20 protein-coding genes are annotated in these 23,694 nt (G+C 70.0%); 5 read left to right on the top strand and 15 right to left on the bottom strand.

What is annotated here, in order from left to right:
- The first annotated feature begins 42 nt into the window (after window positions 1–42).
- Window positions 43–954, top strand: a complete 912-nt coding sequence (locus tag ACQP2T_RS42760) for a LysR family transcriptional regulator (RefSeq protein WP_433510558.1) — start codon at window positions 43–45, stop codon at window positions 952–954.
- A 19-nt stretch (window positions 955–973) separates the two neighbouring features.
- Here the strand turns inward: ACQP2T_RS42760 and ACQP2T_RS42765 are convergent, their stop codons facing one another.
- From ACQP2T_RS42765 to ACQP2T_RS42830, 14 genes are all read right to left on the bottom strand, one after another.
- Window positions 974–2,107 (bottom strand): HupE/UreJ family protein, encoded by a 1,134-nt coding sequence (locus ACQP2T_RS42765; protein WP_433510559.1) that lies wholly within the window; start codon window positions 2,105–2,107, stop codon window positions 974–976.
- Window positions 2,108–2,165: 58 nt separating this feature from the next.
- Window positions 2,166–6,131 carry a metallophosphoesterase gene (locus ACQP2T_RS42770; RefSeq protein ID WP_433510560.1) on the bottom strand — a complete coding sequence of 1,322 codons (3,966 nt, stop codon included), beginning with the start codon at window positions 6,129–6,131 and terminating at the stop codon, window positions 2,166–2,168.
- A gap of 235 nt (window positions 6,132–6,366) precedes the next feature.
- Window positions 6,367–7,269, bottom strand: coding sequence for a CHRD domain-containing protein (locus ACQP2T_RS42775; RefSeq protein ID WP_433510561.1), 903 nt, complete (start codon window positions 7,267–7,269; stop codon window positions 6,367–6,369).
- A gap of 140 nt (window positions 7,270–7,409) precedes the next feature.
- Window positions 7,410–8,741: a BNR-4 repeat-containing protein gene (locus ACQP2T_RS42780; RefSeq protein ID WP_433510562.1), complete on the bottom strand. Its 1,332-nt coding sequence runs from the start codon at window positions 8,739–8,741 to the stop codon at window positions 7,410–7,412.
- A gap of 229 nt (window positions 8,742–8,970) precedes the next feature.
- Complete coding sequence (locus ACQP2T_RS42785; protein ID WP_433510563.1) at window positions 8,971–10,809, bottom strand: glycoside hydrolase family 97 catalytic domain-containing protein; 1,839 nt, start codon at window positions 10,807–10,809, stop codon at window positions 8,971–8,973.
- A gap of 110 nt (window positions 10,810–10,919) precedes the next feature.
- On the bottom strand, window positions 10,920–12,641 hold the full coding sequence (locus ACQP2T_RS42790) for a protein kinase domain-containing protein (RefSeq protein ID WP_433510564.1): 1,722 nt from the start codon (window positions 12,639–12,641) through the stop codon (window positions 10,920–10,922).
- A gap of 231 nt (window positions 12,642–12,872) precedes the next feature.
- Complete coding sequence (locus tag ACQP2T_RS42795) at window positions 12,873–13,748, bottom strand: amidohydrolase family protein (protein WP_433510565.1); 876 nt, start codon at window positions 13,746–13,748, stop codon at window positions 12,873–12,875.
- Window positions 13,749–13,763: 15 nt separating this feature from the next.
- Complete coding sequence (locus tag ACQP2T_RS42800) at window positions 13,764–14,948, bottom strand: VWA domain-containing protein (protein WP_433510566.1); 1,185 nt, start codon at window positions 14,946–14,948, stop codon at window positions 13,764–13,766.
- The gene (locus ACQP2T_RS42805; protein WP_433510567.1) at window positions 14,941–15,816 is read right to left on the bottom strand and encodes an AAA family ATPase; all 876 of its coding nucleotides are present in this window, start codon (window positions 15,814–15,816) and stop codon (window positions 14,941–14,943) included. The genes ACQP2T_RS42800 and ACQP2T_RS42805 overlap by 8 nt, the downstream gene beginning before the upstream one ends.
- The gene (locus ACQP2T_RS42810; protein ID WP_225295367.1) at window positions 15,813–16,115 is read right to left on the bottom strand and encodes an EthD family reductase; all 303 of its coding nucleotides are present in this window, start codon (window positions 16,113–16,115) and stop codon (window positions 15,813–15,815) included. The genes ACQP2T_RS42805 and ACQP2T_RS42810 overlap by 4 nt, the downstream gene beginning before the upstream one ends.
- Window positions 16,109–17,128: a xanthine dehydrogenase family protein molybdopterin-binding subunit gene (locus ACQP2T_RS42815; RefSeq protein ID WP_433510568.1), complete on the bottom strand. Its 1,020-nt coding sequence runs from the start codon at window positions 17,126–17,128 to the stop codon at window positions 16,109–16,111. Before ACQP2T_RS42815 ends, ACQP2T_RS42810 begins: the two co-directional genes overlap by 7 nt.
- Window positions 17,129–17,130: 2 nt before the next feature.
- Window positions 17,131–18,570: a xanthine dehydrogenase family protein molybdopterin-binding subunit gene (locus ACQP2T_RS42820; RefSeq protein WP_433510569.1), complete on the bottom strand. Its 1,440-nt coding sequence runs from the start codon at window positions 18,568–18,570 to the stop codon at window positions 17,131–17,133.
- Complete coding sequence (locus ACQP2T_RS42825; protein ID WP_433510570.1) at window positions 18,567–19,088, bottom strand: (2Fe-2S)-binding protein; 522 nt, start codon at window positions 19,086–19,088, stop codon at window positions 18,567–18,569. The genes ACQP2T_RS42820 and ACQP2T_RS42825 overlap by 4 nt, the downstream gene beginning before the upstream one ends.
- 196 nt (window positions 19,089–19,284) lie before the next feature.
- A complete protein-coding gene (locus ACQP2T_RS42830) occupies window positions 19,285–20,103 on the bottom strand; it encodes an FAD binding domain-containing protein (protein WP_433510571.1) in 819 nt (272 codons plus the stop codon).
- 98 nt (window positions 20,104–20,201) lie between these two features.
- Here ACQP2T_RS42830 and ACQP2T_RS42835 point away from each other — a divergent pair, with 98 nt between their 5' ends.
- The 4 genes from ACQP2T_RS42835 (at window position 20,202) to ACQP2T_RS42850 (ending at window position 22,505) form a co-directional block, all read left to right on the top strand.
- Window positions 20,202–20,879, top strand: a complete 678-nt coding sequence (locus tag ACQP2T_RS42835) for a GntR family transcriptional regulator (RefSeq protein WP_433510572.1) — start codon at window positions 20,202–20,204, stop codon at window positions 20,877–20,879.
- Between the two features lie 214 nt (window positions 20,880–21,093).
- Complete coding sequence (locus tag ACQP2T_RS42840) at window positions 21,094–21,582, top strand: hypothetical protein (protein WP_433510573.1); 489 nt, start codon at window positions 21,094–21,096, stop codon at window positions 21,580–21,582.
- Window positions 21,583–21,909: 327 nt separating this feature from the next.
- Window positions 21,910–22,260 (top strand): hypothetical protein, encoded by a 351-nt coding sequence (locus ACQP2T_RS42845; RefSeq protein WP_433510574.1) that lies wholly within the window; start codon window positions 21,910–21,912, stop codon window positions 22,258–22,260.
- Complete coding sequence (locus ACQP2T_RS42850; protein ID WP_433510575.1) at window positions 22,257–22,505, top strand: hypothetical protein; 249 nt, start codon at window positions 22,257–22,259, stop codon at window positions 22,503–22,505. The genes ACQP2T_RS42845 and ACQP2T_RS42850 overlap by 4 nt, the downstream gene beginning before the upstream one ends.
- 422 nt (window positions 22,506–22,927) lie before the next feature.
- Here the strand turns inward: ACQP2T_RS42850 and ACQP2T_RS42855 are convergent, their stop codons facing one another.
- Window positions 22,928–23,506: an HAD family hydrolase gene (locus tag ACQP2T_RS42855; RefSeq protein WP_433510576.1), complete on the bottom strand. Its 579-nt coding sequence runs from the start codon at window positions 23,504–23,506 to the stop codon at window positions 22,928–22,930.
- Window positions 23,507–23,694: the final 188 nt, after the last annotated feature.

Raw genomic sequence — 23,694 nt, forward strand, 5'->3', positions numbered from 1 at the left:
GCGGGTGATTGATCGCCGGGGGCCGTCGCTACTCTGAGCGAGATGGACATCCAGCAGCTCCGTTACTTCGTGGCCGTGGCCGGGGAGCTCCACTTCGGGCGCGCCGCCGAACGGCTGCACGTGACGTCGTCCCCGCTCAGCCGCCGCATCCGGGAGCTGGAGAAGGAGCTCGGCAAGGATCTGTTCGACCGGGGCTACCACCACGTCGAGCTGACCGCCTTCGGGCGGGCGTTCCTGGAGCCGGCCCGCGACGTGCTGGCCCGCTTCGACGCGCTGGCGGACCTCGCGGCCGGGCCCGCCGTCGTCGCCCCGGCCGTGCGGGTGGGTGCCACGCCGCTCGCTCCCACCCAGGTGCTGGACCTGGTGCTGGAGACGTTCGCGCGGGTGAGCCCCGGGATCGAGCTGCCGGTGAGCCTGGAGCCGTCGGCGGGGCTGCTCGCCCTGCTGGCGGCGCACCGGCTGGACATCGCCGTCGTCCACCTGCCGGTGGACGCCCCCGGCCTCGACAGCCTCGCCCTCGCCGAATACCGCTTCGCCATCGCCATGCGGGCCGACGACCCGCTGGCCGGCCGGACCCGGGTCACGCTCGGCGACCTGGCCGACCGGCAGATGCTGCTCACCTCGTTCAAGGTGCACCCGCTGGTGATGAAGGGGCTGCGCGACCACCTGCGCGAGGGCGGGGTCACCCGGATCCGGGAGATGCCGCACAGCGACGTCGTACAGATGGCCGCGCACATCACCCACTCGCGCGCTCTGTCCCTGACCCCGGCCAGCACGATCGCGGGCCGCGTCCTGACCGAGTCCGGGCTCGTCCTCGTGCCGCTGGACGACCCGGACCTGCACTTCCGGCTCGGCGTGGTCTGGCCCGCGGGCGCGGCGGATCGCGGCGGCCCGCTCGCGCGCGTCGTCACCGCCCTGCGCGAACGCGCCGCCGACCCGCTCACCATCCTCTGATCGCCTTGGCTGGTTCCGCTCAGAGAGGCAGCGGGATGCGATCGACGAACCAGTACAGGCTGACCGCCACGATGGGGACCGACAGCGCGACCACCCCCCAGCGAGCGGCGGGTGTGCGGCGCAGCAGCACCAGCAGCGGAAAGAGCACGGCGATGATCGCGAGCTGCGCGGCTTCGACGCCGAGGTTGAAGCTCAGCAGCGACAGGAGCAGCTCCCACGATCCGCTCTGGTCGATGTCCAGCGCGCCCGCGAAGCCGAGCCCGTGCACCAGGCCGAACGCGAACACGATGGGCAGCCGCCACCTGCCCAGCCGGTCCTCGCCGCGACCCAGGAGGTTGGCGAGGGCCACGACGATGATCGAGCCCGCGATGATCGGCTCGACGATCTGGCCGGGCACGTCCACGACCCCCATCGCCGCCAGCAGGAACGTGATGCTGTGGGCGGCGGTGAAAGCCGAGGCCGTGATGACGACGTCCCGCAGGCGGCGCGCGCCGATGAGCAGCGCGAGCAGGAAGAGGACGTGGTCGAGGCCGAACAGCAGGTGCTCGGCGCCGAGCAGGAAGAACTCCCCGATCTGGTTCGGCGCCGGATGCTCGCCGACCTTGAGCGTCGGGTTCTGCGCGGCCAGGACGGCGGAGCCCTTCTCGCCGTCGACGTCGTAGCGGACGATGGTCTTCGTCCCCTGGACGAAGCCCTCGGTGTCGGGGAACAGCGCGCTGGAGATCGCGTGCGCTCCCCCGCCGTCGCCCTGGCAGGCGTAGGCGTAGGTCAGCACGGCGAAGGCCACCTTGTCGCGCAGGCGGATGTCCGCCGCGCCCACCTGCGTGGGCGCGCACGGCTTGTCCTCGTACGCCACGGCGAAGCGGCGCGTGACGTACGTGGTCACGGCGTCGCGGTTGATCGTGAGCTGGCGCAGCTGCTCGGCCCGTTCCTTGGCCTCGTACGCCTCCGCGTAGAGCCAGGCCGACTTCATGAGCAGGTCGTACTCGAGGTCGAGCACGACTTTGACGTTCGTCCCCGTGCCGGTCACCTCGGCCTGGGCGGTCGTCGTGACGCCGTGCGCCGCCGCCGGGGCGGGACGCGCCAGACCGGCCAGCACGCCGCCGAGGACGACGGCGAGGACAAGGGTGGCCAGCCGCCGCATATGGGGCATGTCTTGTGTCTCCAAGAAGGGGATGCCGCCCCGGACCAGGTCCGGGGCGGCGGATGGATCAGCGGTTGAACCAGTGGTACATGGGCGAGTCAGGTCCCCACTTGCCCGGACGGCCGTCCTTGTCCTTCGTGACGAAGACGCTCGGCTCGGAGGCGGTCACACCGCCGCCGGACGAACGTGCCGTGACGAACCAGGCGTAGGCCGTGTCGTCCTTGAGCCGGTCCCAGGTGACCGAGGCCACCTCGCCCGACGTCACCGTGCTCTTGCCGATGATCCGGCTGGGCTTGTAGAGCGCCAGGGAGTCGGTCTGGAAGCTCGTCGTACGGGAGGTGAGATCGACCGGCAGCACCATGTTGTCCTCCTTGCCGTTGTAACGGCGCAGCGGATCGAACTCGGTGGCGCCGAAGTCGTTGAGCAGCGGCGAGTAGGTGTCCACGCTCAGCTCCGCCCGCTTGACGTTGAACGACAGCAGCCGGAAGAAGCTCGCGCCGAACTGGAGCTGGTCGTCCGGCTTGTACCCGCCGATCTCGGTGAGCCCGAGACGGTCGGCCGAAACCGTGTAGAACTGGTAGTCCGCCAGCAGCTCGACGACGCCGTTGCCGACCTGGCCCACCTTCGGCTTCACGTTGGTGCCCACGCCGTGCTCGTGACCGGCGAGGATCAGGAAGACGTTCGGGTTCTTCTCGACCACCGTCTTGTACAGCATCGAGCCGTCGGGCGCGGAGAATCCGGCGCCGCGCCCGTCGGGGTTGGTGCTCGGCACGAGGTAGTCGTGGGAGAGCAGGATGCCGTTGCGGCCCGGGAACTTCTTGAAGATGGAGTCGGCCCATTCGGCCTCGTCCCTCGTCACGCCGTACGACAGGCCGACCACCACGAAGTCCAGCCCGCCGGCGGAGAACAGGTCGTAGTGGTTCTGGTTGTCGCCTTCCTTCCACGGGCCGCCGTACTTGGCGTGCTGCCAGCCCTGTGAGGCGTCCTGGTACCGATTGGGGCCGTAGTACTTGTTGTAAATGGCCTCCGGTCCCTCCTCGGTGCCCGACTGGTTGTCGTGGTTGCCGGCGATCACGCCGTTGGGGATGTTCGCCTCGTCCAGCACGCGCTGCTGCTTCGACGACACCTCGAACTCGCCTGCGACCTGCTTCTGCGTGGCCTCGTCCGCGGGCTTGCGGATGTTGTTCTCGATGATGTCGCCGGTGTGCGCGACGTAGGAGATCTTGCGCTGGTCCTTGTTCGCCTTGATCCAGTCGACGATGCCGGAGTAGGCGCGCTCCCACACCGCGCGCTCCTCGGGCGTCTCCTGTTCGACCGCGCCCTCGGAGATGTACTGGGTGTCGGTGAAGTGGACCATCGAGAAGTCGTACGTGGCGGGGTCGGCGAAGCCGTTCGGGTCGCCGGGCTCGACGTCGTCGGCGAACGGGTCCTCACCTGTCACCATGACGTGGACCTGCCGCTTGTCGATGTACTTGGTGTCGACCACGGCCGTGAGGGCGGTCTTGCCCGTGGCGGCGCCGCGGGCGCTCGTCAGCAGGTCCCACGCCTTGTCCTTGGTGTTCCACACCCGCAGCGCGACCAGGCGCTCGGGGTCGATGGCACCCTCCCACCGCAGGACCGGCGCGTCCACGTGCCCCTCGACCTGGACGTCGAACCGCTGGTACGTGATGTCCCGGCCGGTAGGCGCGTCGAGCGTCTTGCCGTCGGCCGGGTCGAGCCCGTCCGTCCTGACGCGCTTCTCACCCGGAACCTGCAGGGTCGTGGGAAGGGACTGGGTCGTGCCCTGGTACGCCTGGTCCGGCGCCAGGATCTTGGCCTCCGAGAACGTCGCCGTCAGCCGGCCGCCATCGGGCTCGGCGACCTTCGCCGAGAGCTTGACCGGATCCGAGACGTCGACGGTCCCCAGCGCCGGGGTCAGCTCGGCGGGGACGTCCGGGATGCCGGCGGACTCGAAGACGACCTCGCGGACCGCGGTGTTGCCGAGACCGTCGGCGCCGGTCACGGCCAGCGTGTGCTTGCCGGCTCGAAGACCGGGCCCCACCTTGGCGCCCAGTTCGATCGGCTGGCCGTCGAGCTTGACGTCCGGACCGGACACCACGGCCGAGGCGTCCTCCAGCTTGACGTCCAGGATCACCGCGGCGGTGATCTTCTCGTTCGCGGCCGGGACGCTCTTGGCGACCTTCGGCGCCGAGTTGTCCGTGACCAGCAGGCGCGTGGCGGCCTTGCCCGCGGCCGAGGTGGCCTCCAGCGTGTGCTTGCCGTCCTTGATGGCCTTGGTGTCGAGGTCGGCGCGCAGGCCGCGGGCCTGGGCGTCCACCAGGAACTCCAGGTCGATCTCGGTCAGCGGGTTCACGTTGTCGCCGCAGTTGCCGTCGCCCATCCCGTACGAGGTCTTGACCATCTGACCGGTCGCCGTGCCGCCCACCGGGGTGAGGGCGATGTTCGAGATCGCGAAGTCGTCGCGGTTGCTGCCGCACGAGGTCGGGAAGGTGCCGGCCACGAAGTCGATGGTGTTCCAGCCGGGCACCAGGAACTCGTTCGGGATGGTGAAATCGACGCGGCGGCTGACGAAGTCGCCGTCGAGCACGACCTTCTGGCCGTTGACGAGCAGGTAGTTCTGGTAGCGCGCCTCGATCGAGTTGGTGCCCACGTTGAAGCTGAGGGTCGCGTCGCCCGAGCCGAGCGTCTCGATGACGTGCACCGCCGGGGCGTCGATCGTGTAGCGCAGCTCGGCCTCGCGCAGGGCGCTCTGGTCGCTGCCGCAGGTGCCGTCGCCCATCTCGTACGACGACTTGATGTCCTGGCCCTTCACCGTGGCGCCGTCCAGAGCGAGGTCGAGGTTGGTGATGGTGAAGTCGTCGCGGCCGTTGCCGCAGGTCTCCTTGTAGTCGCCGGTGACGAGCTTGATCGTGTTGTCGCCGGGGACCAGGAACCTGGCCGGGACCGCGACGGTCACCCGCCGGCTCACCCAGGAGCCGCCCAGGTCGACGCGCTTGCCGTTGACGAGCAGGAAGTTGTCGTACTTGTCGTCGATCGAGTCCGCGCCCACGTCGAAACTGAGCTTCGCGGCGCCGTTGCCGAGCGTGGCCTTCGTGACGGGCCCGGCGCCGTCGACGGTGAGCGACTTGACGCCGCCCTCGCCGATGGCCGGGACGTTCGCGAAGACCGGCTTGGTGCCCGCCACGAGTGTGCCGTCCGTGGGCATCAGCCGCGGCGCGCCGGCCGGGGCGTTGTTCACGGTCACGGTGTTCTTGACGCTCGCCCCGGCCGCGGTCGTGGCGGTGATGGCGTGCTCGCCGTTGGCCAGCGTCGTCGTGTCCACCTCCGCCGCGAGACCGGTGGTGCCCTGCGGGTCGGCCTGGACGAAGAACTTGAGCGTGGCGCGCTTCAGCAGCGAGGTGTTCGTGCCGCAGCTGCCGTCGCCGAAGGACAGCGTGTACGGGTTGTCCTCGCCGTCCGCGACCTCGCCGAGCAGTTCGAGGCCCACGTCGGACAGCACGAAGTCGTCGTAGTTGGTGCCGCAGGAGGACTGGACGGTGCCGACGACGATCTCAACGGTGTTCTCGCCCTTGACGAGCTGCTCGTTGGGGATGTCGATGGTGGCCCGTTCGTTCACGTAGTCGCCGATGTCGCTGCGATGCGCGCCATTGACGAGGACGTAGCTGTGGTACTGCGCTTCCGTGGAGTTGGAGCCCACGTCGAAGCGGAGCTTGGAGACGCCCACGGTCTTGGTGGCGTTGACCGCGGCGCCGTCGATGGCGAGCTTCGTGACACTGTCCCCGGCCGCGACCGGGGTCGCGGCGACCTTCACCTTGCCCTCGAGGTAGGACCCGCTGATGGGAGTGAGCGTCGGTGGGCTCTGGGAAGTGGTCGGCGTCGGGGTGGGCCTTCCCCGGTCCGATTCCGCCGGGCCCGGGTCGGCGTACGCCGCCGTCACGAGGCTGCTCACGAGTAGCGCCACGGCCGTGCCGACGGCGGCCAGGCGCCCCCGGCTCCGTACGCCGCCGAATAAATGTCTTGCTGCTGGCCGCATCAGGCGCAGTCCCTTCACTTGCATGCACGCACGGGCAACCGGCCAAGCCGGTTGCCCTCGAGCGGACACGTTGGAGGGCACGTGTGAACGGTGTGCAGAGAGAGACTGACGGGAAGAAGAACTGTGGGTGCTCGCTGCCGCCGCCGTCGGCCATGACCTGGTCGATCACCCGCTTCCAAAAGGCTCACGCGCCGTGCTTCCACGGCGCGTGAGCCTTGCGTTGCGGGGGGACGGCTTACCAGTCGCCCTTGTAGAGCTGGCCGCGTACCGCGCCGCCCGGGAACGCGGCGGTGTGCAGGTTCGCGTACCAGTTCTTGGGCTTCTTCCAGATGCGGCGGGCCACCGCCGTAGAGGTGGTCGTGCTGCCGGCGATGCCGTTGACGCTGGCGGGCAGGCCCTTCTCGGCGGCGAAGAAGGGCACGACCACCGGCCCGTTCTTGCCCTTCGGGGCGCGGTGGATGTGCGCGCCGACCGGCGGCCCGACCCCCGCCCAGGCGGCGGCGAACCACACGCGGTTGCCCTCCGGCTGCACCAGCCACCCGGCGCGCCCGTCGCGGTCGCCGACCTTCATGCCGGGTGCCGGTATCTCCTGGCGCCCGTCGGCCCGCGTGGTGAGCGTGGCACCGAACCCGTGCGAAAGTATCGACTCCAGCTCCACCGGGCGGATCCGGGTCAGCTGGGCCCGTACGGCGCCGCCGCCGAACTCGGCGTTGTGCAGGTTGGCGTACCACTTTCCGGGGTGACTGACGATGCGGCTGAGCAGCGCGCCGTCCTGCACCTGGACCGTGCCCTTGACGGCGTGGAACGTGGTGGGCAGCGCCTCGACGAAGAACGGGACCCTGACGTCGCCGTTCTCACCCGCCTCGCCACGGTGGATGTGGAACCCGCTGGGCGCGTCCACTTTGCTCCACCGGACGGCGTAGTCGACCCGGTTGCCATGGATGCGGAACACGGCGAGCGCGCTTCCGTCCGCGTCACCTACCTTCATGCCCTGGGCGGGCACTTCGTTCGAGCCTTTTAGCGACGCGGCCAGGTAGACCGGGGTGGTGGTCGCTTGTGCGGAAATCGGGCTGAGCGAGGAAGCGATCAGTACGAGGGAGGCAGCAATGCCGGGGACAATGAGGGTGCGCATGTTCATGATTACCCTTTCCGTTCTCTCTCGGCCTGGTACGGCTGCCTCCCTCGTGGGGTTCAACTGCGGATGAATGCGCGTTCTCGGTGATTTACGGAAAAGGCCGTGTCGCAGAGGCGCTGACCTGAGGAAACATGGCGCCCGATTCAGGCCGGGCCCGCCACGTAGACGTCGCCGTCGGCCACGGTGACCTCGCGGGCGCTCGACGCTCCGGTGGCCAGGATCCTGGCCGGGTCGCGGAAGCGGGTGATGAGCTCGATCCGCTGGACCGGCTTCGGGGTGGGGATCACGGTCTCGGGCGTCCACCGCCGGCCGTGATCCAGCCGATGGGTCGCGATACCGGGCTGCCCGTCCACTGTCGTGTAGACCCGCCACGTGTCCGGCCCGATCTGCTCCATCTCCCTGGTACGCAGCCCGGTGGCCACCTCGCTGGTCTGCCAGCCGCGCGGCGTCCACACCGAGGCGAAGTCGTGGAATCCGAGGGCGGCGTCCCTGGTGAACCAGACCACGAACGGCCGACCGATCCGTAGCCAGCCGACCAGCTGGATGTAGTCGGGCGAGACGACGTCGGCCGGGCGCTCAAGCGGCGTCACCGCCACCTTGCAGGGCCCCTCCATCTCGTCGTTGGTCAGCTGCGGCCCGAGATCGGTGCCGTCGGCCGCGTGGAAGGTCAGCGCGCTGGGGTCGAACCAGGCGTAGTGGATGTCTTTGTGGAAGTAGTCGTGCCGGTGCTGGGCCGGACCGCCGCCGGCCAGCGTCCACACCAGGTGCACACGCTCGGGCCATCGCTGGTATCTCAGCTGCCCGACGTAGATCTCGTTGAGGTTGTCCGCCCTGTCGGTCGAGCCGAGCACGTACGGCAGGCCAGTGAGCTGCTTGGAGCTCTGCCAGGTGACCCCGTGGTCGGTGGACCTCATGAACAGCATCGGCCGGTTGTCCGTCGGCGCGCTCGGATCCACGGTCCGGGTGGTCTCCCGGAGGAACACGAACAGGTGCCCGTTGGCCGCCTTGAACGGCATCGGATAGCTGGCCGCCGCGCCCTCCGCGACGACCCGGGCGCTCCATTCGCCGTCGATGGTGTGCGGCTGCGGGGACCTGGCGACCACGGTCTCGCCGTTGTGCATCCCGACGACCACCACGAGATGCCCGTCGTCCGCCTGGACCATGGTCGGGTAGTTGTGGGAGTCGCCCCGCCCGTCGATGATCTTCAGCGGCGCCGACCAGCGGCCGTGGCGGAACGCCTGGACGTAGCTGTCCTCGTTCGTCCCGCCCCAGGAGACGAACGTCGTCCCCGCCTTCGGGTCGTGGACTCCCCCCGCGACGGGTCGCCGGTCGGTCCTCGCCGCCACGCCGGTCGCGGCCGTCATCACCCGGAAACTCACCTCTCGGGCCGCCGACGCCGGTCCGGGTAAGCCGCCGGCCAGCAGTGCGCTCCCGGCCAGGACGCCCCCGGCCTTCAGCAGGTCTCGCCGATCCATAGGGTGCCCCTCATCGTGAATAGATCGGAGGTGTTAGGCACCAATGACGGTATTTCCGGCGTGGAGTGCGGTCAAGGCTCGGTAAAGATCCGAGTTTCTGGCTTCTGCAACCGCTTGCCGAACTACTTGTTCATGGTCGGCCAGGGACGCGGGCTTGGGTGCCCGCGTCCCTGGCCGCTGTTTCCTCAGCGAGCGCATCGGCCGGGGCGCCCGTGCTGTTTCCTCAGCCTCAGCGGGCGCAGGTCGTCAGGCCGGGGCGCCAGCGGCAGGCGATGGCGGCGAACCCGCCCTCCGCCTTGACCTCCACCGGCAGCGTGCCACCGTTCACCACGTGCGACTCGCGGACGAGCCCGTCGGCGCCGTCGCCGGTCACCTCGACCAGCCACCGGCCCCGCAGGAAGCCCGTCGGCACCTGCAGCGTCCGGGCCGCTCCGGAGACTCCGGCGCCGATGAACCAGCGGTCGCCGCTGCGCCGGGCCATCACCGTGTGGTCGGCCGGCTTGCCGGACAGCAGCCGCGTCTCGTCCCACACGGTAGGCACCTGATCGAGGAAGCGCTCGGCCTCGGGCCGCGCCTGGTATGCCTCCAGCGACCCGGCCAGGTTCTCCAGCCCCGACTCGAACACCACCGACAGCGCCAGTTCGTGCGCGTCGGAGGTGGGCCGGCTGGGGCGCTGGAAGGCCATCGGCGTGTAGTCCATCGAGCCGATCTCGTTCCTCGTGTACGGCAGGGCCGCCAGGTGGCTCGTGGTCAGGTTCGACGACTTCTCCGCGCCGTGCACGCCTTCCATGCTCATGACCTGGGGCCATGTGCGGTTGATCCCCTTGGGCACGGTCGAGCCGTGGAAGTTGACCATGAGCTGGTTGTCGGCCAGGTCGCGCAGCGTCCCGTCGTACCACTGCAGCCGTTCCTGCGCCTCGGAGTCGATGAAGTCCAGCTTGACACCCTTGACACCCCATTGGTGCAGCAGCCCGAAGCGCTGGACGCGCTTGTCGTGGGTGTCGAAGTCGGAGAATCGCAGCCAGGTCATGATGCCGACGCCGCGCGCCTTGCCGTACTCGACGAGCTCGGGTATCCAGGTGAATTCGGCCGTCCGATCCGTCCAGGCCCGCTCGCCGGTGACCGGATCGTCGTACCAGCCGGCGTCCACCAGCACGTACGGCCAGCGGTGCCGCGCGGCGTAGTCGACGAACTCCTTCTGCTTCTCAAGGCTCTGCTGCACGCTCCGGCCACCGGCCAGCCAGCTCCACAGCACCTTGCCGGGCTTGATCCACGAGGTGTCGGCGACCTGGGATCCGGGCGCGAGGTCGTCGACGAGGGTGGACTCGGTGACGGTCGCGAGGTCGCCCGTGACCATGACCCGCCAGGGCGTGGTCAGACCGTGGTCGTAGGGGACCCGCGCGTCCCAGAGGGCGATCTTGTAGGTGCCCTGGTCGCTCACAAGGCGGGGACCCGTGTAGGAGCCGTTCAGCGCCGATTCGGCCAGCAGGAGGTAGCTCTGGCCCACTCCGAACAGGGCGGGCATCTGATATTCGGCCGGGGGGACGTCGGCGTACTGGATGAACGGGTTCTCGTAGTCGCGGCGGTGGCCGGCCAGCCAGGCGGTGGACCCGGCGGGGACGGCGAACGCCGAAGCCTCGCTGAGGACGGCGCCCGCGCCGGGCAGCTCATAGCGGTAGGCGACGCCGTCGCGGGCGGCCCTGACGACCAGGTCGAGCTTGGCGTCTCCGCGGGCGAAGCGGAAGCGGGTCTCGTTCATCACGGACAGGCGATTGAGGCGCTTGCCGGCCGTGGTCGTGTACTTCTCGACGACCACGCGGCCGGAGCGGCCGGCCAGGCTCAGGCCGGTGGTGAGGTCGGCCCGTTCCGTGGTGAGGCCGAGCGGGCTGGGTTCGAGTATGGTCGCGCCGTCCCGCGACACGGCCACGGACGGTCGGCCCTGCGTGTCGAGGTGGACGGTGGCGACGGGCCCGCCTGTGGGGGCCTTGACGGTCCAGGTGTCGGCAGGGGTGGTGGTGGGGGCGGTGAGCAATCCGGCCAGCAGTGTGCCGGCGATAACCCAGTGCAACTGGTGCCTCCCGAGAGGGCTGGGGTGTGCAACCGATTGTACTGGTAATTAACTTCCTCAAGAATTGAATTGTCCAGCCGTGGGGTCAAGGGGACCCCGGGGGCCAGGGGTCAGCACATGGTCCACGACGTGGACTTGGTGCGCTGTGTCGGCGAGGTGAGCCGGAAGACGACCGTGTGCTTGGTACCGAGCTCGGGGGTGATCTGCTTCTTCGACCCGAAATAGTCGCTTCGGCCGTAGGACGGGATCCGCCTGGAGCCGCTCTCGATCACCTGGCCGTCGACGATCCACTGGTAGGAGAACGGCGCGCCCATCTCGGAGGAGTCAATGCCGATGCCGAAGCCCAACGAGCCCCTGTAGCAGGTGATCCCCTCGTCGTTGATCTTCGACGAGCCGGCGACCCGCACGTAGGCGAGGCTGAAGGAGGCGGTCTTGGTCTTCTTGGTCGCGGTCGGCGACGGTCGGGTTGTCGTCGGTTTCTTCGTCGCCGTGCTCGTGGGCTTGTTCGTGGGCGTGCTCGTGGGCCTCGGCGTGTTCTTGGGCGTGTTCTTGGGGGTGGAGCGGACGGGCGTGCGCTCCTGCGACGGCTCGGGGGTGGAGAGCGGGTGCGTGGGCTTGGGGGTGGAGCGCGAGTGCGTGGGTTTGGGAGTGATCGGTGAGGTCTGTGTTTTCTTGGGCGCGGCGGTCTTTTTGTGCTTGGTCGGGGTGGCGGAGGGAGACGGCTCGCTGGAGTTCGCGGCCAGAGCCGAGAGAGCTTGGCCCCCGTTCAGCGGGCCCTTCCAGACGATGACGCCAGCCGCCAAGCACACGGCGACCGCTCCGGAGACGCCCGCGACCAGCGGAAAGCGGCGCCGCAGATGCGTGGGACGCTGACGCGTGGGACGCTGACCGCCACCTGCGGGGGCGTGCCCCAGGCCGGGAGGGACGTGCCCAGGGCCGAGTGAGGCGTACCCGGGGCCGGGCGGAGTGTGTCCCGGGCCGGGCGGGGCGTACCCCGGGCCGGATGGGGCATGCTGGGCCGCTGGCGGCATGTGCTGGTTTCCGGCGCTGTTGGCGCCGCCGAGCAGGCGTAGCAGAACGTCCTGCATCTGTGGGCGGGCGGCCGGGTCCTTGGCCAGGCAGGTGTACACGACCGAGCGCAGCGGCTCCGGCAGGTCGCCCAGGAAGGGCTCCTGGCTCAGGATGCGGTTGATGACCGCGGGCAGCGAATCCTCGCCGAACGGCGGCGTGCCCGTCGCCGCGTACACCATGACCGAAGCCCAGGCGAAGACGTCCGCCGCCGGGCCGACGTACGCGCCCGCCAACTGCTCGGGGGCCATGTACGCGGGCGTTCCGACGACGCTGCTGGTGACGGTGACGGCGGAGTCGGCGACGCGGGCGAGGCCGAAGTCGACCACCCGCGGCCCGTCGCGGCCGAGCAGCACGTTGGCGGGCTTGAAGTCGCGGTGCACGATGCCCGCCTGGTGGATGGCGGTCAGCGCCGTAGCCGTGCTGACGGCCAGGCGCTGCAGATCGCCGCCGCTATGGCGGCCCGCCTGTTGCAGGGAGGGGCCTTCGACGTACTCGCTGACGATGTACGGACGGCCGCCCATCGACGCGTCGAGCACCTGGGCGATGCAGAACGGCTCCACGCGCCGGGCCGCGGCGATCTCCTTGGCGAAGCGGTCGTCGCCGCCGACGGACTGCCGCAGCACCTTGACGGCCACCGGCCGTCCGTCCGGGGCCTGACCCAGGTAGACGATGCCCTGGCCGCCCTCACCGAGACGCCCGACGATCCGGTAGGCCGCGATCACCTCGGGGTCGCCGGGGCGCAGCGGTTCGGCATTCGGCATGAGTGGAGTGACTCCTGTGACGGCCGGAACGGACCCCAAGCACCTTAACGGGATAGATCCCGATTTTCAGGCACGTTACGCGATCTCCACCACCGGCGCGGGCGCACGCTGGCGCGGCGCCGTGAGCGGTCGCGGGCGGGCGCGGGCGTCGCGGGCGGGCGCGGGCGGGCGCGGGCGTCGCGGGCGGGCGCGGGCGTCGCGGGCGGGCGCGGGCGTCGCGGGCGGAGCCGGTCAGAGGCGGTAGACGCGGGTGGCCGTCGCGGCGAACACGTCCCGGGTCTCCTCGGCTGATCGCCCCGAGAGCACGTCCTGCCAGGTAGAGAGCAGGGTGGGCAGGTCGGTCCAGAGCTTCTCGATCGGGAAGTTGCTGCCCCACATGCAGCGACCGGAGCCGAACAGCTCCAGGCACGTGACCGCCACCCGCTCGATCAGCGATCGGTCCACCCGATGCACGAAGGTGCCCTGGCCGGTGAGCTTCACCACGACGTTCGGCCGCTCGGCCAGCAGCCTCAGGCCGGCGGTCCACTCCGCGACGGCCGGCGGCTCGGTGCCCACCGGCATACCGGCGTGGACCAGCACGAACGTCACGTCCGGGAAGTCGGACACGAGAGCCGCGGCATCGGCCATCTGGGCGGGGAACACCTGCAGCTCGAACAGCCACCCCAGCTCGGCGAGCACGCCGATGTTGCGCCGGAAGACAGGATCCTTCATGCGGTCGGGGGCGGCGGCGAAGCGGAACTCCGGCCGTTCGTGCCAGTGCAGTTGCAGCCGGGTGCCGCGCACGAGCGGGGTGATGGCGGCCTGCCGGCGCAGCACGTCGGCCGCGCCCTCGTCGAACAGGTCGGCCGAACCCACCACGGCGGTGGGCCAACCGGTCTCGGCGTGCACCTCGCGCAGCCACCGCACCTCGTCCACGGAGCGGTCAAGCGCCCAGTTGGCCTGCACGTAGACGGCCGAGGTGATGCCGCAGGCGGTGGCCTCCTCGACGTACTCGGAGGCGGGGTAGTCGCGGCGAATCGGCTCGTACGGCCCGAAGATGCGCGGGACCATCTCCCCCTGGAGCCAGGGCAGGTCGGCGGCCCGCCAGATGTGATGATGCGCGTCCACGATTCCGTCCAAGACTCAAGCTCCCAAGGGTCGTGCGGTGGACCAGCGCCGCGCCGCGGTGTGGCGAGGGCCGGACAGGACGGCGGGAAGGCGGCGTACCTCCGCCAACGCGGTGGGCAGATCGCGTACGCCGCCGAGGTGGTCCAGGCTCGGGAGCTGGGCGGCCATGGCGCGCGTGGCGGGGCGGTAGGTCGGCGAGCAGGCCAGCGGGGACCACCAGACGAGCCGGTGGCCGAGCCGTGACAGGCGGGCCGTGGCGCTCACCATGGGGGTGCAGTCGCCGCGTTCGAGCCCGTCGGACAGCACGATCACGAGCGCGCCTCGGGCCAGCGCCGCGAAGCGCGGGTTGCCCAGGAAACGCGCCAGCGCCGCGCCGATCGCCGTACCGCCGTCCGCGTCCGTGACCAGCCCCGACACGGCCCGCAGCGCCTGATCGGCGTGCGGGTGCGACAGCGCGGCGGTGATCCGGGTGAGGCGGGTGCCGAAGGTGAACACCTCCGTACGGGCCGGCGCCGCGCGCAGCGCGGTGTGCGCGACGCGGAGCAGGTCCGGGGTGTGCAGCCGCAGCGAGCCGGAGACGTCGACCAGGATCAGCAGGCGGCGCGGACGCGGCGGGCGGGCCAGGCGGCGCAGCTCGATGATCTCCCCGTCATGGCGATGGGCGCGCCGCCACGCGTGCCGCACGTCCAGCCGGTCCCCCGACCGGGCCGGACGGCGCCGCCGTGACGGCGTGGCGGGGAGCACGGCGGGCCAGGCGGCTTCGAGCGTGCGCATGAGCGCGTGCCGCTGTTCGCCGGTCCGGCCGAACTCGCGCGTGCCGTAGGTGCTCAAGGTGCTGGCCTCGATGCCGTCGCCCGGCCGTACCTCACGTGGCGGGTCGTCCTCGCCGGGTCCGCCGGGGGACGGCGCCTCGCCGTCGTCGCCTTCGGGCGGCGAATCGGCGAACCCGGGTCCGCCCTGCCGGAACCAGGCGTCGAAGACCCGGTCGAAGGCGGGCAGGTCGCCGATGTCCTGGAGCAGGGTGATCCGGGCATACCAGTACAGCGTGGTCAGGTCGGGCGGCGGGGACTCGGCGATCACCCGCAGCAGGTCCGCGCGCTTGGTCGGTGCGGCGGGCACGCCCACGCCGCGCAGCGCGGTGAGGAATCCCCAGAGATGATCCGCGGCGAGTACGACAGCGGCGAGGGCCGGGTCAGGCATCGTCGAACACCTCCTCCGCGTGCGCGAGGAGCAGCCGGGTGTCCTCCTCGTCCTTGATCAGCAGGCCGAGTGCCCGGCGCAGCGCCACGGGCCACGCGCTACCGCCGTCGGCCAGCGCCAGCGCGCCGCGCGCCCACTCCACCGACTCGGCGATGCCGGGCCGCTTGAGCAGCGGCAGCCGGCGTACGCGCTGCACCGCCCGTACGAGCCCCTCCGCCGCCCGCTCCTCGAGCCCGGGAACGGCCGCGCGCAGGATCGCCCGCTCGCGGTCCGGCTCGGGGAAGGCGATCCAGTGGTAGAGGCAGCGCCGCTTGAGCGCGTCGTGCAGCTCGCGCGTGCGGTTGGAGGTCAGCACGACGATCGGCGGCGTGCGCGCCCGAACCGTGCCCAGCTCCGGGATCGTGATCTGGAAGTCGCCCAGGAACTCCAGCAGGAACGCCTCGAACTCGCTGTCGGCCCGGTCGATCTCGTCGATCAGCAGCACCGCGCCCCGCTCGGCCTGTACGGCGCGCAGCAGCGGCCGGCGCAGCAGGAACTCCTCCCTGTACAGGTCGCCGACGTCCTGGCCGCGGCTCTCGGCCACCCGGACCTGGAGGAGTTGCTTGGGGTAGTCCCACTCGTACAGCGCCTGGCCGGAGTCCAGCCCCTCGAAGCACTGCAGGCGGATCAGGTCCAGGCCGGTGACGCGCGAGAGCACCGCGGCGACCTCGGTCTTGCCGACGCCCGGCTCGCCCTCCAGCAGGAGCGGCCGGCCCAGCCGTAACGCCAGGTGGATGGCCGTGCACAGCCCCTCGTCGGCGAAGTAGCCCGCCCCCTCCAGCGCGGCGGCCAGCTCGCGCTCGCGCCAGAGCCCGGCGGCGGCGGTCACAGCTGGGCGTGCTCGGTGGTCAGCAGGTGGACGCGCTGGGAGGTGTGCGCGGCGGCGTCGGCCGCGGCGGCCTTGCCGTCCTCGGAGCCGAACGCGGCGGCGCGGGCGTCCTCGTCGTCGAAGTACAGCTCGTTCACCGAGTCGTAGGCCCCGCCGTCGCCGGTGGTGACGCTGACCGTGTACTTGCGCAGGCCGGGCAGCCTCTTGGCGAACTCGACGTGGTCCTCCACCACCCACTTGGCGAACTCCTCGTGGGACAGCCCCTCGGCCCGCTTGAGCAGGGAGACGACTTTCAGCATGATTCCTCCACTTTCAGGCGCAGGGCGTCGAGCCCGCGCAGGACGCGTTCGGGGGTGAACGGCATCGACTCCAGGCGCACGCCGCAGGCGTCGAAGATCGCGTTGGCGATGGCCGGGATCGGGGCGTTCGCCGTCATCTCGCCGATCCCCTTCGCGCCGTACGGGCCGTTTCCGGCCGGGCGCTCAAGGAACAGGCTGTGCTGTACGGGAATGTCGGCGGGGCCGGGCATCAGGTACCCGGCGAAGTCGCGCGGCCCGTGCTCGCGCGACGGGTAGTAGGGCTCGGTGGTCTCGAACAGGGCGTGCGACACGCCCATCCACGCCCCACCCTCCACCTGCTGCGTCGCCATGGCCGGGTTGAGCGCCCGCCCGATCTCGTACGCGTTGTACAGCTCCAGCACCTCCACCACCCCGGTCTCGTCGTCGACCTCGACGACGGCGGCCGTACACGCGTGCGCATGGCAGGAGTCGGGGTCCATCTCCCCCGTCTCGGGCACCGGCGCGCTCGGCTCCTTGAGGTAGATGCCGCGACCGGAGATCGTCCGCCCGTGCTTGAAGTGCGCCGCCATCGCCAGGTCGGTGATGTGGATGCGCTTCTCCTCCGCGCCCTTGAGCCGGATGAAGCCGGTGCCGTCGGTCTCCAGATCGGCGGCGTCGACCTCCAGCTCCTCGGCGGCGACCTCCAGCATCACGCCGCGCGCCTCGGCGGCGGCCATGATGACGGCGTTGCCGACGCGGTGGGTGCCGCGGCTGGCGAAGGTGCCCATGCAGTGCGGGCCGGTGTCGGTGTCGGCGGTGTCGACGAGCACGTTCCCGATCGGCAGGCCGAGCGTCTCGGCGGCGCACTGGGCGGCGATCGTCTTGATGCCCTGACCCAGGTCCACCGAGGAAAGCGAGATCACGAACGTGCCCGTGGTCGTGGCGTGGATCAGCGCCTGCGAGGGGTCGCCGCCCAGGTTCATACCGGTCGGGTAGTTGACCGACGCGTACCCGCGCCCGCGCAGCAGCGTCATCGCTACAGCCCCTCTCGGGTTGTGGAGGACATGCGGCGGTACGCCTCGGGCAGCTCGTGCCCGGCCATCTCCGCCGCCTTCTGGATCACCTCGATCAGGGCCGTACCCTCGGCGACCTTGCGGTGGGCCTTGATGTCGCCGTCGCGGTAGGCGTTGAGCAGGCGTAGTCGCAGCGGGTCCAGGTCCAGCGCGCGGGCGATCCGGTCCATCTGCGACTCCAGCGCGAAGTCGGCGATGGTCACACCGAACCCGCGCATGGCGCTGGAGGGCGTGCGGTTGGTGAAGACGCAGTGGCAGTCGGCCCACACGTTCGGGATCGAGTAGGGGCCGGGCAGGTGGGCGGCGGCCTTGGTGGTGCCGTACGGGGTGTGGCGGGCGTACGCGCCGGCGTCGACGTACAGCGTGACCTTGCGGCCGATGATCCGGCCGTCGGCCATCACGGCGTCCTTGATGTAGATGCGCTCGGCCGCGCGCGGCGAGGAGACCTGCATCTCCTCGGCACGGTCGTACACGAACTTGACCGGCCGGTCGGCCGCCATCGCGGCCACGCACGCGACCGGCTCGACCACCACGTCCACCTTGCCGCCGAAGCCGCCGCCGACCGTACCGCCGACGATGCGTAACTTGTTGAACGGCGTCTCCAGGATCAGCGCGGTGTTGTCCAGGGTGAAGAAGCACGCCTGGGTGTCGGAGTGGATGCGCAGCCGCCCGTCGGCCTGCGGGACCACGACGCAGCCGGTGGTCTCGGTGGGAGCCTGCTCGATCGGCGCGGACTGGTAGCGCCACTCGAAGACGTGATCGGCCCGCGCGAACGCCGCCTCCACATCGCCGAACCGGATCCGCCGGCAGTGGTGGCCCTCGTAGATGAAGTGGTTCTGCCCGTGGTACTCGTTGACCAGCGGCGCGCCCTCCCGCAACGCCTCCTCGACGTCGAAGACCGGCGGCAGGTCCTCATAGGCGACCCTGACCCTGGCCGCACCCTCCAGCGCGGCCGCCTCGGTCTCGGCGACCACGGCACAAATGGGCTCACCGAGGTAGCGCACCTTGTCCACGGCCAGGATGGGCTCGTCGTCGGGCCCGACGCCGATCAGCTTGAGCGGGGTGTAGAGGTTGTTCGGGATGTCGGCGTGGGTGAGAATCCGCAGGACACCGGGCACGGCCAGAGCCTCGGTCAGGTCGACGTCCAGGATCCTGGCGTGGTGCCGGTCGGAGCGGTGCATCTTGAGGTGGGCGAGCCGCGCCGGGGCCACGTCCTCGAAGAACTCGGTACGGCCGGTGACATGGCCGCGCGCGTCGGACCGCTGGACCACCGAGCCGATCACGGTGAAATCGCCGCCGCCGTCCACCCCGGTGCGCGCGGCGGCCCGCTCGTCGGCGAACGTACTCGTGTCAATGGGGGCGAGCCGGTACGTCGTCTCGGTAGGGGCGTGCCGGTAGGTCATCGCGCCACCGCCTCCTCCTTTTGCTGAGGCTCCTTTTGCTGAGGCTGGGCCCGCCGACGCCTGGCCGCCTCCAGGATGGCGATCACGATGGGCCGGTAGCCGGTGCACCGGCAGACGTTGCCCGAGATCGCCTCCACGACGTCCTCCTCACTCGGATCGGGATCCCGCTCGAGCAGCGCCTCGGCGACCATGATCATGCCGGCCGTACAGAAGCCGCACTGAGTGGCGAAGCAGTCGACAAAGGCGCTCTGCACCTCGTCCAGCTCACCACCGGCGGCGACCCCCTCCAGCGTGCGGACCTCGCGGTCGGCGACGGTCTCCACCGCGACCAGGCAGGCCACCTCGGGCCGACCATCGACCAGGACGGTGCAGGTACCGCAGGCACCCTGTGAACAGCCGCGCTTGGCCGCGGTGAGCCCCAGCGACTCACGCAGACTCGCGAGCAGCGTGGCCCCTGGCGCGGCGATGAACTCCCGCCGCTCCCCGTTGACTACGAGCGAGACGATCTGTGACGGCACGGTCCACCTCTTTCTGACGCGCGGGCATCCGTTCTTCCACTCCCCGAAGGGGCCTCTTCCTGGCAGCCCAGCCACGACGGACCGCCTTCCTCCGCGCCTCCGAAGGAGGTATCCCACCCAAGGGACCCCAACCACCACGGACCGTCGCGGAGATCGAGACGGTCGCGTGACGAACCCACCCGGGAAACCATCGTGGTCACCGCACCACGGGCGGAATGAACGCGCGCCGCAGATGCACAGGCAGCACCCGCCTCCGGTACCACGCACTGGCGTAAGCGTCATCGAACGGGTCGATGTCACCACGGGCGGCCGCCTCACCCGCCTCGGTGAGGACCTCGTGGGTCAGCTGACGCCCCCGCAGCAGCCGCTCGGCCGACACCGCGCGCACCGGACGCGGGGCGACACCGCCGAGCGCGATCGTGGCGGAGGTGACCAGGCTGTCATCGGTACGGGTCACGGAGGCGACGGTCACGATCGCCGCCGAGTTGAGGCGGCGGCGCATGGCCTTGTGGTAGTACCAGGTGCCCAGCTCAGGCACCGTAGCCCGTACCGCCACGACGACCTCACCCGAGCCGACCCCGAAGCCCAGCACGTCGGCCACCGGCACGTCGCGGGGCCCGTCCGGCCCGGCGATCTCGCAGGTCGCGTCGAGGGCGAGCAGGCACACGGCCAGGTCACCGTACGGCTGCGCGACGAACAGGTTGCCACCCACGGTGGCCTGGTTGCGGATGGTCGGAGAGGCGATCGTCCGCAACGCGGGACGCAGGAAGGCGAGCCCGGGATGCTCGCCGACGGCGGCGAGCGTGGCCGCCGCCCCGATCCTGGCCACCCCGTCGCGTACCTCGACTCCGTCCAGCCCCGCCCGGCGCAGACTGACCAACTCGGTCGCGGGCGAGGCGCCGCTGTTCACCAGCGGCATCACGACGGTCCCGCCACCCATGATCCAGCCACCCCGTGCCGAGCAGGCGACCACGGCCTCGGCGGACTCCGGCACATGCACCGCCTGGATCACCATGTCGCGGCCCTCCCAGCCCTCGGCGTGTAATTATCGATAATTGATTATCGAGGTATCGTCAGTCAAGACGGCTATCGATAATCGGTAGGATCACTCACATGGCTGATGAGCCCTCCAAGCTGCCGCGTCTCACGCTGGCCCGGCAGATCCGTGACTCGCTGGTCGGCAGGATCGTGTCCGGCCAGTTCAGGCCCGGCGAACGGCTGGTGGAGACCCGGCTCGCGGCGACGTACGGCACCAGTCAGGCGCCCGTACGCGAGGCGCTGCGGGAGCTTGAGGTGATGCGACTGGTGGAGACCCAGCCGCGCCGCGGCACCTTCGTCCGGCCCTTCGTCCAGGAGACACTCCGCGAGAGCTACGTCGTACGGGCGGCGCTGGAGGAGACGGCCACCCGGCTCGCCCTGCTGGCCGGGACCATGCCGGTGGAGGCGTTGCGTACGGACGTGGCGGCGATGCGGGCCGCCGCCGAGAGCGGTGACGGCGAGGCGTCGGCGCGGGCCAGCGTGTCCTTCCACCGGCGCATCGTCGAGGCCGCGCACAACGAGCTGCTCAAGCTCTCATGGGAGGGCCTGCAGATCGAGGCGCGCACGTCGGTCACGATGGTCGCCACCGAGGTCGACCTGTACGACATCGTCCGCGACCACGCCGACCTGCTGGCCACGATCGAGGACGGCGACCTGGAGACCGCCTGCCGGCACGCCCGCGACCACCAGTGGCACTACGCCGACCTCCCACACGACGCCCACGGCCGCACCCGCGACTCCGCCGCAGGCTGACCACCGGCCTCCCACTGGTGACGGCACACTCCAACGCCCGGCTTACTACGGCTGGTTGACGTCGGACGTGCGCTACCGCGGTTGGTAGAGGCGAATGTCCACTCAGCGGTTGACGACCGCCGAGTGGCTGACGGATAGCTTCGTCAGCACGGCAGACCTCAGGCTCGGCACGACGTTCGACTCGTCGTGACTTCGATCAACAGGGAGAGTGGCCATGCACATCACCCGCGCGATCAAGACCCCGCTACCCGGCCTGGCCTGTGCGGCGACACTCACGCTGGGTCTCGTCTCCTTCTCGACCTCCGCGAGCGCGACCTCAACCTCCGCGAGCGCGACCCAAGCGACAGTAGTGGCCGAGCACGCGGAGAGGGGTCCCGTGGCAGCCGGCAAATGGATCAACCTCTGGCACGACTCTCATTCGCCGACCAAGAGCTGGAAGACCCGCAGCTGGAAGTCCAAGGCCCGCGTGCTCCAGATCGCCGCCCGATGCTGGGGCGCGGGCGCGCACATGACGGTCTATCTCCAGTACGAGCGGCCCGGCCCACTCGGGTACAAGATCGTCAAGGATGGCAAGTGGGACTGCACCGGCGCCAACGGCTACATTCGCGTGCACAATGCGAAGATCGGCGGCACGTTCCGCGCCTACTTCGTGCTCAACCGCAAGCACACTGTTGAGTATTGGGCGCAAAACTGGATGCCCTAGAGGGTGTCTTCGAACCCAAATCGTTCGCCCCAAGAACGCAATTGTCTGCCTGAGCATCCCCCTGGGGTCGCTGGTCATGCCCACGCCCGCTCAGGCCGCCGGGCCCGTTCTGCCGGCGTCGGTCCAGGCTCAGGCTCAGGGTCGCTGGATCAACCTTGGCCCACCGGCACCGAGCTTGGCACCGGCGAGACCTCCGCTGTCACTGACATCGCATGTCGCAGACCACTGACCACTTCATGGATCCTGAACAATCCTCGACAAGGCGCGGCCTGGCTTCACTCCTGCAACCCGCTCGACACGAGCGGATTCACGAGCGAAGGAGACGGCATGAAGGCCGTCACGAAGATCCAGGCCGGGCTGCTGGGCGTCGCCTCGGCGGCGGCCCTGTCCCTGGCCTCGGCCCCCGCCCAGGCGACCGCCCTCACGCAGCAGGCTACAACCGCCGCCGCGCCGAGCACGGTCCAGAGGGCCGCGGCGGTCTTCGGCCAGGCGGCCGCCAAACGCGCCAAGTGGGTCACCCTCAAGCACCAGTCGAAGCGGGTCAACAGCTGGAGCGTGGTCTGGGATCGCAAGTACGGGCACCGGGTGATGCAGGTCAAGGCCCGCTGCTGGGGCAAGGGCCGAACCATGAACACCGCATTCGAGTACCGGAACCGGTGGCGGCCTGGAGGATCATGAAGACGGCCAAGTGGCCCTGCGACGGCGCTCCCCGCTACCTGCGCGTCACCAACGCCGGGCACAAGAAGTACGGCGCGCGCGCCACCGCGGTTGTGTCGGGTCATCGCCTTGAACGCGGCCTCTGGCCGGCGCAGCAGATCGGTCGCCTGGTCTCATCGCTGATGCTGGCGAGGATCTTGTGGATGCCGTCCGACACCCGCATAGGTGCGATTCCCAGCGCTTTGTCGCCTTTACCGACCTGCTGAGCAGTAAGAATCGCTCTGACCTGCGACTATGCGTCGCGTACATGTACGCGACGTAGGCATTCCAGTGGCCATGCCGAGCTGAGCGCCTTCCCAAGTCGCCACCAGCACTCAGACCTGATTGCGCGCACTACGCCAGACGATCAAGTACGCCACCGCACTCCGGCTGGGCAGCACTGAGTCCCATCAAATGCTGCGCCGCTTCACTCGGCGGCGGCCCAATCCCCGCCTACCAGGCGACCGAGGAACCCGGCCGCGTCGACAGATGATCTTCAACGTGACTACCCAGCCCACGAGGCACTGCGGAGGAAATTGGCGAGGGCCTGAACGTGGTGGAGGACCTGGCGGTGGCCTTTGGCCTGCAGCTGAAGGCCACGACGATTTCACAAAGATCCCACAACACAGTGGCAGGCACCAGGCCGTCGCTAGGTCATCACCGCGGCGAGGTCGCTCACCGTGCGGTAGTGGACGCCGGTCATGCCGAGCGATCTGGCCGCCTCCACGTTCTCCAGCCGGTCGTCCACGAACAGACAGCGCTCGGGCGCGGCACCGGCGAGTTCTGCCGCGATCTCGTAGATGCGCTGGTCGCGCTTGGCCACCCCGATCCGGGCACTGCTGACCACGGCGTCGGCGAAGTGAGTGAGTCCGACTCGGTCCAGGTGCTCGTCCAAGGTGTCCGTGGCATTGGTCATCAGCACCACCGGCACCCGCTCTTGTGCCTTCGCCAGCAGCGCCCTGACTTCCTCGTCCACCGTGAACGGTACGGCGATGAACTCGGCGACCGCGCACCTTGCCCGTTCGTCTCCGCCCAGGGCTACGGCGACCGACTCAGCCCATTCCTCTTCGGTGATCAGGCCGAGTGTGGCCGGCCCGATAAGGGCGGGGTCGAAGGCGGTCCGCATCAGCGGCAGCCCGTAACGGGCCTCGATCTCGGCCTGAACGGCATGGTCGAACTGGCGGAGCACGCCGTCAAGGTCGCAGAGCACTGCGTCGAAGGGCATCATGGCCCTTTATTGTGCGGTGTGGCCCGATGAGTGGGTTCCACCGCCCGAGCTCACCAATCCGTTGATCTTGACGGCGGTTGGGTGATATACGTGGATTGGTGCGATTCCAAGGTGCGGCGGTGACAGCCCGCCGGTTCCGCTGATTGCGGCGGGACGACTCGGTGTGATTCCGGGCCACGCGGTGACAC

Origin of the sequence: Nonomuraea sp. CA-143628 (genome assembly GCF_050942315.1) — a bacterium.
Taxonomy (GTDB): domain Bacteria; phylum Actinomycetota; class Actinomycetes; order Streptosporangiales; family Streptosporangiaceae; genus Nonomuraea.